A 13,214-nucleotide genomic window follows, 5' to 3' on the forward strand; every position below is an offset into this window, starting at 1 on the left:
GGGGATATCCTCCGCCGCTTTTTTTTGCAGCAATTGCCCCCATTATTTTCTTCCGGGACGTTTTAAGGGTTGTCACTACGTCCGGCTTATAAGATCATATGCCGTTATACGTTGTTTACGCTTTGAGGAATCCACGATGAGTGAGGCAGAAGCCCGCCCGAGTAACTTTATTCGTCAGATCATCGATGAAGATCTGGCCAGTGGTAAGCACACCACAGTCCACACGCGTTTCCCGCCGGAGCCAAATGGCTACCTGCACATTGGTCACGCCAAATCGATCTGCCTGAACTTTGGTATTGCGCAAGATTACCAGGGGCAGTGCAACCTGCGTTTCGATGACACCAACCCAGTAAAAGAAGACATCGAATACGTTGAGTCGATAAAAAACGACGTGCAATGGCTGGGCTTCAACTGGTCTGGCGATATCTGCTACTCCTCAGACTATTTCGATCAGCTGTATGCCTACGCGGTTGAACTGATTAACAAAGGTCTGGCATACGTCGACGAATTGTCAGCTGACGAAATCCGTGAATACCGCGGTACGCTGACTCAGCCTGGTAAAAACAGCCCGTTCCGCGATCGTAGCGTGGAAGAGAACCTGGCGCTGTTTGAAAAAATGCGTGCCGGTGGCTTCGAAGAAGGTAAAGCGTGTCTGCGTGCCAAAATCGATATGGCGTCTCCGTTCATCGTGATGCGCGATCCGGTGCTGTACCGCATTAAGTTCGCTGAACACCACCAGACCGGTAACAAGTGGTGCATCTACCCGATGTACGACTTCACCCACTGCATCAGCGATGCGCTGGAAGGCATTACGCACTCTCTGTGCACGCTGGAATTCCAGGACAACCGTCGTCTGTACGACTGGGTGCTGGATAACATCACCATTCCTGTGCATCCGCGTCAGTACGAGTTCTCTCGTCTGAACCTGGAATACACCGTGATGTCCAAGCGTAAGCTGAACCTGCTGGTCACCGACAAGCACGTTGAAGGCTGGGACGACCCGCGTATGCCGACCATCTCTGGCCTGCGTCGTCGTGGCTACACCTCGGCGTCCATTCGTGAGTTCTGCAAACGTATTGGCGTCACCAAGCAGGACAACACCATCGAAATGGCGTCTCTGGAATCCTGCATTCGTGAAGACCTGAACGAAAACGCGCCGCGCGCGATGGCAGTGATCGATCCAGTGAAACTGGTTATCGAAAACTATCCGCAGGGCGGAAGCGAACAGGTCTCGATGCCTAACCATCCGAACAAACCGGAAATGGGCACCCGCGACGTGCCGTTCAGCGGTGAAATCTGGATCGATCGCGCCGACTTCCGCGAAGAAGCGAACAAGCAGTACAAGCGTCTGGTGCTGGGCAAAGAAGTGCGTCTGCGTAACGCCTATGTGATCAAAGCAGAGCGAGTAGAGAAAGATGCGGAAGGTAACATCACGACCATCTTCTGTACGTACGACGCAGAGACGCTGAGTAAAGATCCGGCGGATGGCCGTAAAGTAAAAGGTGTAATCCACTGGGTGAGCGCGCAGCATGCGCTGCCGGTTGAGATCCGTCTCTACGATCGTCTGTTCAGTGTGCCTAATCCAGGCGCTGCGGAGGACTTCCTGGCGGTCATTAACCCTGAGTCTCTGATTATCAAGCAGGGGTATGCCGAGCCGTCTCTGAAAGCCGCTGAAGCCGGTAAAGCGTTCCAGTTTGAACGTGAGGGTTACTTCTGCCTGGACAGCCGTTACAGCACGGCAGAAAAACCGGTATTTAACCGTACCGTCGGTCTGCGTGATACCTGGACTAAGATCGGCGAATAATAACGCTGCTCTGGTCAATGAGAAACAAACGCCGCGTAATGCGGCGTTTTTTTATTTAACGATCATGTCGTTAAGCATCGGGATAATCATTTAAACCCAACATTCTAGGTCAATGTGGTGCTACTTATTTTATTTAAAAAAAGTTTGTTGTTTTCCAAAAACAGAAACACTGAAAAATATATTCACAATATCAATGTTACTTACTGAAAATTAGCGCATTCCCCCGCCAGTACTCGCTTCCCGGTAAATGTTACAAAGCACTACGAAATATGTGCTCTTCGTCATAATCCTGACTTTTGCCTGATTAAAAGCATTGATAATTCGCGTCGCGAAAAATAACCTAAAGACGGTAGTTAATTCGAGGGTATTTCTGACTACCCCTGACCACTTGGTCTTTTCTGTTTTTCGCCGTTTAAGGCGTTTTAATTCGTCAAAGAGGAATAATCTATGCGTACGTTCAGTGGCAAACGTAGTGCGCTGGCGCTTGCTATCGCCGGTGTGACAGCAATGTCGGGCCTGGTGGTTGCGCCAGAGGCAAAAGCAGCAGGTTTCATCGAAGATTCCACCCTCACGGGCGGTATTTATTACTGGCAGCGTGAGCGTGACCGTAAAGACGTCACTGAAGATAAATACAAAACCAACCTTTCTCACTCGACCTGGAACGCCAACCTTGATTTCCAGTCGGGATATGCCGCCGATATGTTCGGGATCGATATTGCAGCGTTCACCGCAATTGAAATGGCCGAAAATGGCGACAGCGGCCATCCGAACGAAATTGCGTTCTCCTCCAGCAATAAAGCCTACGACGAAGACTGGTCCGGCGATAAAAGCGGAATCAGCCTGTATAAAGCGGCTGCAAAATTCAAATATGGTCCGGTCTGGGCGCGCGGAGGTTATATCCAGCCAACCGGTCAGACGCTGTTAGCGCCGCACTGGAGCTTTATGCCAGGCACCTATCAGGGGGCGGAAGCCGGTGCTAATTTTGACTACGGCGATGCGGGGGCGTTGAGCTTCTCCTATATGTGGACCAACGAGTACAAAGCGCCGTGGCACATTGAGATGGACAAGTTCTATCAGAACGATAAAAAAACCAAAGTTGATTATCTCCACTCGCTGGGAGCGAAGTACGACTTTAAAAACGATCTGGTGCTGGAAGCTGCATTTGGTCAGGCTGAAGGCTATATCGATCAGTACTTTGCTAAAGCCAGCTACAAATTTGATATCGCGGGTAGCCCGCTGAGCACCAGCTATCAGTTCTACGGTACGCGCGACAAGGTCAGTGATGGCAGCGTAAATGATATCTATGACGGCACCGCGTGGTTACAGGCGCTGACCTTCGGCTACAAGGTAGGTCAGGTTGATTTGCGTCTGGAGGGAACATGGGTCAAGGCAGAAGGGCAGCAGGGTTACTTCCTGCAACGTATGACGCCTACCTACGCCTCCTCTAACGGTCGTCTGGATATCTGGTGGGATAACCGCTCTGACTTTAACGCCGACGGCGAAAAGGCGGTCTTCTTCGGGGCAATGTATGACCTGAAAAACTGGAACCTGCCCGGCTGGGCAGTGGGAGCATCCTACGCGTACGCCTGGGATGCGAAGCCCGGGGATATGGCAACGCCAGACGCGTACTACGATCCGAACTACCGTCTGAAAGAGTCTTCATACAGTCTGGATGCGATTTATACCCTTCAGGAGGGCCGTGCGAAAGGCACGATGTTCAAACTGCACTTCACCCAGTATGACAACCACTCCGATATCCCGAGCTACGCGGGCGGCTACGGCAACATCTTCCAGGATGAACGTGACGTGAAATTCATGGTCATTGCGCCATTTACCATCTTCTGATGAATGCTGCGGCGGGCGGTGTCCCGCCGTTATGGAGACTGAACATGATGAATAAAAGGGTAATCGTTGCGTTGCTGACCTTCGGGCTGGTGGCATGCGCGCAGGATCAGGTGCCGAAAGAGGACTCCCGTCTGAAAGAGGCCTACAGCGCGTGCATCAATACCGCACAGGGTTCACCTGAGAAGATTGAGGCCTGTCAAAGCGTGCTGAACGTGCTGAAAAAAGACAAAGCCCATGAGCAATTCGCCACGCAGGAAAACGTTCGCGTAATGGATTACCAGGCCTGTATTCAGGCGCGTAAAACCGGTAACGATCAGGAAGTGGCGAAGCGTTGCGATAAGATCTGGAACGAGATACGCAATAACAATAAATAAGTTGCTTTACACCCGGTGGCGCAGCGCTTACCGGACCTACAACGGTGTCACAGCCCGTAGGCCCGGTAAGCGCAGCGCCACTGGGCTTTTTCCAGGCAAAAAAAAGCCAACCTCACGGCTGGCTCAGAGTATGAACACTCACTTATTTTGCGTCGTGCGCATGTTCATTTTCGCGGCAATCACCTTCAGCGCAGTGACCGTACAGGTACAGGCTGTGGTTGGTCAGGCGGATGCCATGACGGGCGGCGATTTCACGCTGGCGCGATTCAATGGAATCATCGCTAAATTCAATGACCTTGCCACAGTCGAGGCAGATCAGGTGATCGTGGTGGTGCTGCTGAGTCAGCTCGAACACGGATTTACCGCCTTCGAAATTATGACGAGTAACAATGCCCGCGTCATCAAACTGGTTCAGCACACGATAGACGGTTGCCAGCCCAATCTCTTCACCCATATCGATAAGACGCTTATAAAGGTCTTCCGCACTGACATGGTGATTGTCTGGCCCCTGAAGCACTTCAAGGATTTTTAACCGAGGAAGCGTTACTTTCAGGCCAGCTTTCTTTAATGCGGTATTGTTGTCAGTCATGCGGAATCTGTCCTGTTGCTAAACGATTCACTTCAAAAGAAGAAGTGACAGAAAATGCACTTGGGATAATGCGTCTCATTATAGAACTGCCATGGCTAAATGAAAACTGCAAGTCTCAAGCAAAGTATGCTTATAAAAACGTGGTATCACCAACAAACTTGTTCGATGGCACCCACTTTTTACCAGGGGGATATTGTACAGGTCTGGGCGAAAAAGTTAAAAGTTTGTAGCAATTAATTTAATCGGTTTTACCTGGAAAACGGGCGCAACCGGAGTTGCGCCGCAGGGATATCAGGCGTTAAGGATATCGTCCAGGTTCAGCTCTTCACGAACCTGCTTAACCCATTTTTCTACACGCTCAGCGGTCAGCTCTGGCTGACGGTCTTCATCAATGGCCAGGCCAACGAAGTGATCGTCATCTGCCAGACCTTTGGAAGCTTCGAAATGGTAACCCGCCGTTGGCCAGTGACCGACGATCGCCGCACCGCGTGGCTCAATGATGTCGCGAATAGTGCCCAGCGCATCACAGAAATACTCAGCATAGTCTTCCTGATCGCCACAGCCAAACAGGGCAACCAGCTTGCCGTTGAAGTCTACTTCTTCCAGCGTCGGGAAGAAATCGTCCCAGTCACACTGTGCTTCACCGTAGTACCAGGTGGGGATGCCCAGCAGCAGGATGTCATAGCCCTCGAGATCTTCTTTGCTGCTCTTGGCGATGTCATGCACATCAGCAACGTCTTTACCGAGCTGTTTTTGAATGTTTTTTGCGATATTTTCAGTATTGCCGGTATCACTGCCAAAGAAAATGCCGATGATTGCCATGAGTAAAATAACCTCTTGAAACTTAATGGTATGGTGGCGCAAATTGTCCACGGATAAGGGCAATAATAGCAGAACAGGCAACCCTGCGGAAACAGCTATCACGCAGGACTGCACTCTGTGCTACATGAAAAAGGTAATATTGGGGATTTTCTGACTCACGCCTTGCCGCGTAACGTCTCAAGCTGGGCGATCAGCATCTCTTCGATCAGTTCGCTGCGGCTGATGTTGCGCGCGTCAGCTAACTCGTTAAGCGCATCGACGGCATCGGCATTCAGCTTCAGTTCGACACGCTTAAGCCCACGATTTTTATCGCGTTTAAGCTGGTTGCGTTTATTGATACGCAGCTGTTCATCGCGCGAAAGCGGATTCGTTTTCGGTCGTCCCGGTCGACGCTCATTCGCGAACAGATCTAGTGTCGTACGGTCCGTTTGTTCTTTGGCCATGATTCTGAGACTTCGGGGGAAACACGCCGCCCTGCTAATGCCCGGGCGATAAGCGCGCCATCATACATCACCCAAATCCACACGCCAACGACTGGAAGCCCGTCGTCTTCCGGTCGCTGGCTTTTTAATCAATTCGCTGTATCAGTAAGATAGCGGCGAATGGCGCGCAGGACGGCATCCGGTTTTTCCGCGTGTACCCAGTGCCCGGCACCCGCAATGACGTGAGCGCGAGCCTGCGGGAATTGCGCCAGCAGCGCGTCACGGTACGCGTCAGTGACGTAAGGGGAGTTGCCGCCGCGAATAAAAAGGGTAGGGTGCGGCCAGGCGGGGACGGCTTCCCAGCCCACAATATGCGAATACTGATCCCACAGCACCGGGACGTTAAAGCGCCATTGCCCGTCAACAAACGATTTCAGCAGGAACTGGACCACGCCTTCTTCATCAAGATGCTCGCGCATAACGGCAGCCGCCTGTTGGCGGGTTGCGACACCCGCTTCGGTGACCGCATTGATGGCGGCAAAAATCTCATCGTGACGGCGAACGTCGTAATTGACGGGCGCAACGTCGATGACCACCAGCCCGGAAATTCGCTCAGGTGCCAGCGCAGTGAGCGCCATCACCGCTTTACCGCCCATTGAATGCCCGATAAGCGTCGCTTTCTGAATATTATTCGCATCGAGGGTGTCCCGCAGATCCTGCGCCATGGCTGCGTACGTCATCTCCTCCGAGCGCCCTGAAAGACCGTGATTGCGCATATCAACCTGGAGGATCTCGTGATCGGTCACTAAATCGCGCGCCAGCACACCCAGATTATCCAGGCTACCAAACAGGCCGTGAACCAGTACGATGGGAGAATTATTGTTCGGCGATTGTGCAGTTTGCGCTCGGGTATTCAATTTCATGGCAAAGTTCTTTTTTTAGGTTTGTCAGGTTAGGGTATCATGTTGACCATTCTGCCGCCCGGGGGCAAGGATCCAGTTTAATCTGACTTTTGCCGCCAACCTGGTTTGACGCTATCCGCTGTTGGGATTTGACCTTATAATCTCAACGACTTGTATTCAGATAAGATATCGCACTGGATTAAGATGAAAACAATCGAAGTTGATGACGAACTCTATCAGTATATTGCCAGCCAGACGCGGCATATTGGGGAGAGCGCGTCCGACATTTTACGGCGCATGCTTAAAATTTCCGCCGCCTCACAGCCCACTCCTGTCACTAAAGATGTCGTGTCTCAGCCGAGCGTTGTTGCACAAGTAAAACCTGCCGTCATGCCGGCAAAGGACAAAGTGCGCGCGATGCGCGAGCTGCTGCTGTCCGATGAATATGCCGAGCAGAAAAAGGCCGTTAACCGCTTTATGCTGGTGCTGTCTACACTTTACTCACTGGATAACAACGCATTTGCAGAAGCGACAGAGTCGCTGCACGGTCGCACGCGCGTTTATTTCGCAGGCGACGAGCAGACCTTGCTGCAAAATGGCAACCAAACCAAACCCAAACACGTTCCCGGTACGCCATACTGGGTGATCACCAATACCAATACGGGCCGCAAGTGCAGCATGATCGAACATATCATGCAGTCCATGCAGTTCCCGGCGGAATTGATCGAAAAGGTTTGCGGTACAATTTAACCCTTGCATCAGAAGGACCAGGCAATGGCAAATCACAGCCGTGCAGGACAACCTGCGCAACAACGCGATTTGATTAACGTCGCTCAACTGACCGCGCAGTACTACGTGCTGAAACCGGTGGTGGGCAACGCAGAACACGCAGTGAAGTTTGGTACATCTGGCCACCGCGGCAGCGCGGCGCGCCACAGCTTTAACGAACCGCACATTCTGGCCATTGCTCAGGCCATCGCGGAAGAGCGCGCCAAAAATGGCGTCACCGGTCCGTGCTATGTAGGGAAAGATACCCACGCCCTGTCTGAACCTGCTTTTATCTCCGTGCTGGAAGTGCTGGCGGCGAACGGCGTAGACGTGATTGTTCAGGAGAACAACGGTTTCACGCCAACGCCTGCGGTGTCTAACGCTATTCTGGTACACAACAAAAAAGGTGGCGCGCAGGCTGACGGCATTGTGATCACCCCGTCCCACAACCCACCGGAAGATGGCGGCATCAAGTACAACCCACCAAACGGTGGCCCGGCGGATACCAACGTCACGAAAGTGGTGGAAGATCGCGCCAACGCGTTACTGGCTAACGGTCTGAACGGCGTGAAGCGTATCTCACTGGATGAAGCCATGGCCTCCGGCCACGTTAAAGAGCAGGATCTGGTTCAGCCGTTCGTGGAAGGGCTGGCGGATATCGTCGATATGGCCGCTATCCAGAAAGCCGGTCTGAAGCTGGGCGTGGATCCACTGGGCGGCTCCGGTATTGAATACTGGAAACGCATTGCCGAGCACTACAAGCTGGATCTGACCATCGTGAACGATCACGTCGATCAGACCTTCCGCTTTATGCACCTGGACAAAGACGGCGCGATCCGTATGGACTGCTCCTCCGAATGCGCAATGGCTGGCCTGCTGGCGCTGCGCGACAAGTTCGATCTGGCGTTTGCTAACGACCCGGACTACGACCGTCACGGTATCGTCACCCCGGCTGGGCTGATGAACCCGAACCACTACCTGGCTGTGGCCATTAATTATCTCTTCCAGCACCGTCCGCAGTGGGGCAAAGAGGTCGCGGTGGGTAAAACGCTGGTCTCTTCCGCCATGATTGACCGTGTGGTCGATGCGCTGGGCCGCAAGCTGGTGGAAGTGCCGGTGGGCTTCAAGTGGTTTGTTGACGGTCTGCACGACGGCAGCTTCGGCTTTGGCGGTGAAGAGAGCGCGGGGGCATCCTTCCTGCGCTTCGACGGCACCCCATGGTCAACCGATAAAGACGGCATCATCATGTGCCTGCTGGCGGCGGAAATCACCGCGGTCACCGGTAAGAACCCGCAGGAACATTACAACGAGCTGGCGGAACGTTTTGGTGCGCCAAGCTATAACCGTATCCAGGCTGGCGCCACGTCTGCGCAAAAAGCAGCTCTGTCAAAACTCTCTCCGGAGATGGTCAGCGCCAGCACCCTGGCAGGTGACCCGATCACCGCGCGTCTGACGGCGGCACCGGGTAACGGCGCATCCATCGGCGGCCTGAAGGTGATGACCGAAAACGGCTGGTTCGCCGCGCGTCCATCCGGTACGGAAGATGCGTACAAAATCTATTGCGAAAGCTTCCTCGGCGCTGAGCATCGTCAGCAGATTGAGAAAGAAGCGGTAGAGATTGTCAGCGAAGTGCTGAAAAACGCGTAAGTGGTGTTTGGTGCGGGCTGATGCCCTCACCCCGGCCCTCTCCCACGGGGAGAGGGAGAAAACACTAAAAACGGCAACCTCAGGGTTGCCGTTTTGCTTTTACCTAACTGTGCTTGTTCTTCAATTCAAATCTCGGCGACACCAGACCGTACAGCGTCCAGCCCATAAAGGTCACCATCGCACCATACAGCATCGCTTCCTGGCCGGAGGAATAGAGCGCATAGAAGCTGTAAATTGCACCAATCAGCGCCACAATATTGGCCGTACGGGCTTTGCGCGGATCAACCTTCGCCACCTTCTGAATAATCACCAGCGCCGCCATCGACAAAATGTACGGAATGATGTTCGTCACCACCGCCAGGTTGACCAGCACGTTAAACTGGCTGTTCAGTGACGGGCTGATGGTCATCAGCGACAATCCGCTCTGGAAGATGACAATCGCCAGCATCCCTTGCACTGGCGCATCCGCTTTGGTCACGCGGGAGAAGATTTTCGGGAAATAACCTTCGTCAGCCGAGGATTTAAACACCTGAGCGATGGTGAACTGCCAGCCCAGCAGCGAGCCGCAGCAGGACATCACCATCAGTCCCATGATCACTTTCCCTACCTCCGGCGTAAACATCTGCGCAAACGCCAGCCCGAACGGCGCCGTGGAGTTGGCCAGATCCATGTTGGGCACAATTCCCGCAATCACGTTGGTCGAGACGATATAGATCACCGCCGCCCCCAGCGTCCCGCCGAGTACCGCGATCGGCACATTTTTCTCCGGGTTTTCCACCACTTCCGCATTCGCACAGGCTGACTCCAGCCCGAGGAAGGCCCACAGCGTCATGGCGATGGACGATCCCACGGCAGTGAAGAACGGTACGTGATGCGGATTCCAGGAGTTGGCGTACAGGGTCGGGCTGAACCAGAACCAGCCGATGATGCACAGGCCGACAACCGGGATGATCACGCCCCAGACGGTAATGCTGCTAAGTTGTCCGGTGATGCGCGCGCCGCCAAAGTTGGCGACGGTACAGATCCACAGCACGCCGATGGTTGCCAGCCCAATCTGCACCGGGGTCAGCGTCGCCCCAAACAGCTCCGTACCGTAACCGACAGCGGAAATGGCAATCGCCACGTTGGCGATCAGCAGCGACACGCCGTAGGTATAGTTCGCCATAAAGTTACCGGACTTACCGAACGCATATTCGGCATAGCCACCCATCCCGCCGGACTTGCGGCTGAACATTCCGCACTTGGCAAAGGCCCATGCCAGCGCCATCGAACCCACGGCGGTAACAAGCCAGGAGATAATCGAAATCGTCCCCACTTCAGCGAGCTTGGTGGGCAGCATGATGATCCCCGAACCCATCATATTCACCATGGTGAGAATAGTGAGTTGCACCACGCCCATCTTGTTGGCCTTACTCATAATTTTTCTCCTTTCAGCAGCGATGGCTGAGCGGCAGGTTGTTTGATGACGTAGCAGCGCACCTGTTTGCGACCGTCACACTCCTCGACGTAAACCCCCTGTAACTCCGGCGCAAAGCCCGGCAGCAGATTGATCCCGTCTTCCAGCGCGGCGAAGTAGCGCAGCACGGAACCGCCCCAGACTTCCCCCGGAACCACGCACAACACCCCCGGTGGGTAAGGCAGCGCGCCTTCCGCGGCGATACGGCCTTCCGCGTCGCGCAGGGACACCAGCTCGACCTCACCGCGCAGATAGGCATAGTTCGCCTCCTGCGGGTTCATCATGACGCGCGGGAAGTGAGACCTGCGGAACATCTCTTTTTGCAGCTGCTTCACGTTATGGCGGGCATAGAGGTCGTGCATCTCCTGACAAATCTGACGCAGGGTATAATCTGCATAACGTTCCGGATGTTGCTTATAAAGAGAGGGCAGAACCTCTTTCAGCGGCACATCGCTCTGGAGCAGTTTTTCGAAGCGCACCAGCTGGGCGACGAGCTGCTGCAATTTGCCCATGTCCTCCGCCGGGGTGAGCAGGAACAGAATGGAATTGAGGTCGCATTTTTCCGGCACGATGCCGTTTTCACGCAGGAAGTTGGCGAGGATGGTGGCGGGCACGCCGAAATCATCGTACTCGCCGGTGCGGGCGTTGATGCCTGGCGTGGTCAGCAGCAGTTTGCAGGGATCGATAAAATACTGATGCTCGGCATATCCCTCAAAGGCGTGCCAGCGTTCGCCCGGAACAAAATGGAAGAAGCGCAGATCGGTAGCAATCTCTGCCGTATCCCAGCTTTCCCATGGACGGCCATCCACCGTCTCTGGCACGAACGGACGAATAAACTGACAGTTCTGAAGGATCAGTTTTCGCGCTTCGATACCGGTCACCACGCAGTCCATCCACATGTTGCGCCCACTTTGCCCCTCGTGCATGCGGGCGTTGATATCCAGGGCGGCAAACAGCGGATAGAACGGGCTGGTGGAGGCGTGCATCATAAAGGCGTTGTTGAGGCGCTTATGCGGGACATAGCGCGCCTGGCCTTTTATATGGCTGTCCTTCTTATGGATTTGCGAGGTTTGCGAGAAGCCCGCCTGCTGCTTATGCACCGACTGGGTAACCAGAATGCCTGGATCGTTTTCGTTCAGCTCCAGCAGCAGCGGTGAGCAGTCGGCCATCATCGGGATAAACTGCTCGTAACCCACCCAGGCGGAGTCAAACAGAATGTAATCGCACAGGTGACCAATCTTATCCACCACCTGACGGGCGTTATAAATGGTACCGTCGTAGGTGCCCAGCTGGATCACCGCCAGACGGAAGGGACGTTCATCCCGCGCGCGACCAGGCGCGACCTCTGACACCAGTTCCCGCAGGTAACTCTCGTCGAAACAGTGTGCGTCAATACCGCCGATAAACCCGTACGGGTTGCGCGCCGTTTCCAGATACACCGGCGTCGCGCCTGCCTGTAACAGTGCTCCGTGGTGATTAGATTTATGGTTATTGCGATCGAACAGCACCAGATCGCCTGGCGTGAGGAGGGCATTGAGCACCACTTTGTTGGAAGAGGAGGTGCCGTTCAGCACGAAGTAGGTTTTATCCGCATTAAAGACTTTTGCCGCATGCTGTTGGGCGATGCATGGCGCGCCTTCATGGATCAGCAGATCGCCCATTGCCACGTCGGCATTGCACAGATCGGCGCGGAAAAGCGTTTCGCCAAAGAAATCGACAAACTGGTTTCCGGCCGGATGGCGGCGGAAGAACTGGCCTCCCTGATGTCCGGGGCAGTCAAACGCACTGTTCCCCTGCTGGATGTAATCGACCAGCGCGCGGAAGAACGGCGGGCGGAGCTGGGTTTCGTACTTCTGCGCAGCCGCTTCAAGCTGGCGTCCGTAGTACGCATTGCTGGTGTCGGAGTACTCAAAAACGCCGTGAATACGCGACAGAAATTCAGCCGGAACCCTTTCTTCTTTATGCGTGGCAATAAACACCGGAATACCGAATCCCGTGGCTTCTATTTCTTCTATGGCGCCATTGAAAATATCGCTGACGGCCAGAACCACGGCTGCCACATCAATATAATCCGATGCGGTGATATCCACAATGTCGCGCGAAGTGGTAAAGCATTCAGGGCAGGCACGGCTGACGGCAATTTTTAACGTTTTCATCTTTATCTCTTTATTTCAGGCAATATGGGGCCCTCGACTTCTTGCGGTAAAGAAATCGATTATTTCCGGAAAAAAAAGCAAAGCGTGTCCGCTGATACGAAATCAGTTAATTGCTTTTTTGCTGAGTAGAATTCAGTCCGCCCGGTTGCGGAGAATCTGAATCACAAGGAATGAGCGCAGGTGTTCACAGGCAACAGCCTGTAAAATAGCGTTTTTCAGGATGACCTGTAAGCAGATGCGCCAGAAGTCGAAGGACTACCGGGCGTTAAAGAGATGAAAGTCAAAACAGTTTCGGTGGGCAAACATCATGATATGTGTTGTCCGCCTTATATGGGGCATTAAACGATTATTGTTTTCCATGTTCAGTTTCCTTTCAGTAATTGAAAGCATGGTCATTTTATCCAGGGAAAAGGGATTAACTGTGAAACA

The 13,214-nt window shown here is 53.6% G+C and carries 12 protein-coding genes; 5 read left to right on the forward strand and 7 right to left on the reverse strand.

Annotated features, from left to right (window positions below; translation table 11 throughout):
• Positions 1–136: 136 nt before the first annotated feature.
• The 3 genes from glnS (at position 137) to chiQ (ending at position 4,023) form a co-directional block, all read left to right on the forward strand.
• A complete protein-coding gene (gene glnS / locus DD597_RS00540; RefSeq protein WP_023315634.1) occupies positions 137–1,804 on the forward strand; it encodes a glutamine--tRNA ligase in 1,668 nt (555 codons plus the stop codon).
• 447 nt (positions 1,805–2,251) lie between these two features.
• Positions 2,252–3,649, forward strand: a complete 1,398-nt coding sequence (chiP, locus tag DD597_RS00550; RefSeq protein ID WP_023315635.1) for a chitoporin — start codon at positions 2,252–2,254, stop codon at positions 3,647–3,649.
• A gap of 47 nt (positions 3,650–3,696) precedes the next feature.
• A complete protein-coding gene (chiQ, locus tag DD597_RS00555) occupies positions 3,697–4,023 on the forward strand; it encodes a ChiQ/YbfN family lipoprotein (RefSeq protein WP_045350624.1) in 327 nt (108 codons plus the stop codon).
• A 142-nt stretch (positions 4,024–4,165) separates the two neighbouring features.
• Here chiQ and fur read toward each other — a convergent pair whose 3' ends face one another.
• The 4 genes from fur to ybfF form a co-directional block, all read right to left on the reverse strand.
• Complete coding sequence (gene fur, locus DD597_RS00560) at positions 4,166–4,612, reverse strand: ferric iron uptake transcriptional regulator (protein ID WP_003858655.1); 447 nt, start codon at positions 4,610–4,612, stop codon at positions 4,166–4,168.
• Between the two features lie 291 nt (positions 4,613–4,903).
• Positions 4,904–5,434, reverse strand: coding sequence for a flavodoxin FldA (gene fldA / locus DD597_RS00570; RefSeq protein ID WP_003858653.1), 531 nt, complete (start codon positions 5,432–5,434; stop codon positions 4,904–4,906).
• 155 nt (positions 5,435–5,589) lie between these two features.
• On the reverse strand, positions 5,590–5,877 hold the full coding sequence (gene ybfE, locus DD597_RS00575; protein WP_003858652.1) for a LexA regulated protein: 288 nt from the start codon (positions 5,875–5,877) through the stop codon (positions 5,590–5,592).
• A 128-nt stretch (positions 5,878–6,005) separates the two neighbouring features.
• Complete coding sequence (ybfF, locus tag DD597_RS00580) at positions 6,006–6,779, reverse strand: esterase (protein WP_003858651.1); 774 nt, start codon at positions 6,777–6,779, stop codon at positions 6,006–6,008.
• Positions 6,780–6,962: 183 nt separating this feature from the next.
• Here ybfF and seqA point away from each other — a divergent pair, with 183 nt between their 5' ends.
• Together seqA and pgm are read left to right on the forward strand one after the other, a co-directional pair.
• Positions 6,963–7,508: a replication initiation negative regulator SeqA gene (gene seqA, locus DD597_RS00585; protein ID WP_003858650.1), complete on the forward strand. Its 546-nt coding sequence runs from the start codon at positions 6,963–6,965 to the stop codon at positions 7,506–7,508.
• Between the two features lie 24 nt (positions 7,509–7,532).
• Positions 7,533–9,173 carry a phosphoglucomutase (alpha-D-glucose-1,6-bisphosphate-dependent) gene (pgm, locus tag DD597_RS00590; protein WP_003858649.1) on the forward strand — a complete coding sequence of 547 codons (1,641 nt, stop codon included), beginning with the start codon at positions 7,533–7,535 and terminating at the stop codon, positions 9,171–9,173.
• Between the two features lie 103 nt (positions 9,174–9,276).
• On the opposite strand, the gene potE is transcribed toward pgm, so the two are convergent.
• The 3 genes from potE to speFL all read right to left on the reverse strand — a co-directional run bounded on the left by potE (position 9,277) and on the right by speFL (position 13,145).
• Positions 9,277–10,590 carry a putrescine-ornithine antiporter gene (gene potE, locus DD597_RS00595; RefSeq protein WP_063855161.1) on the reverse strand — a complete coding sequence of 438 codons (1,314 nt, stop codon included), beginning with the start codon at positions 10,588–10,590 and terminating at the stop codon, positions 9,277–9,279.
• The gene (gene speF / locus DD597_RS00600) at positions 10,587–12,785 is read right to left on the reverse strand and encodes an ornithine decarboxylase SpeF (RefSeq protein WP_126296961.1); all 2,199 of its coding nucleotides are present in this window, start codon (positions 12,783–12,785) and stop codon (positions 10,587–10,589) included. Before speF ends, potE begins: the two co-directional genes overlap by 4 nt.
• Positions 12,786–13,040: 255 nt before the next feature.
• On the reverse strand, positions 13,041–13,145 hold the full coding sequence (gene speFL / locus DD597_RS00605; protein WP_003858645.1) for a leader peptide SpeFL: 105 nt from the start codon (positions 13,143–13,145) through the stop codon (positions 13,041–13,043).
• Positions 13,146–13,214: the final 69 nt, after the last annotated feature.

The organism is Enterobacter cloacae complex sp. 677-3DZ2D5B (assembly GCF_004136695.1).
GTDB lineage: Bacteria > Pseudomonadota > Gammaproteobacteria > Enterobacterales > Enterobacteriaceae > Enterobacter > Enterobacter hormaechei_C.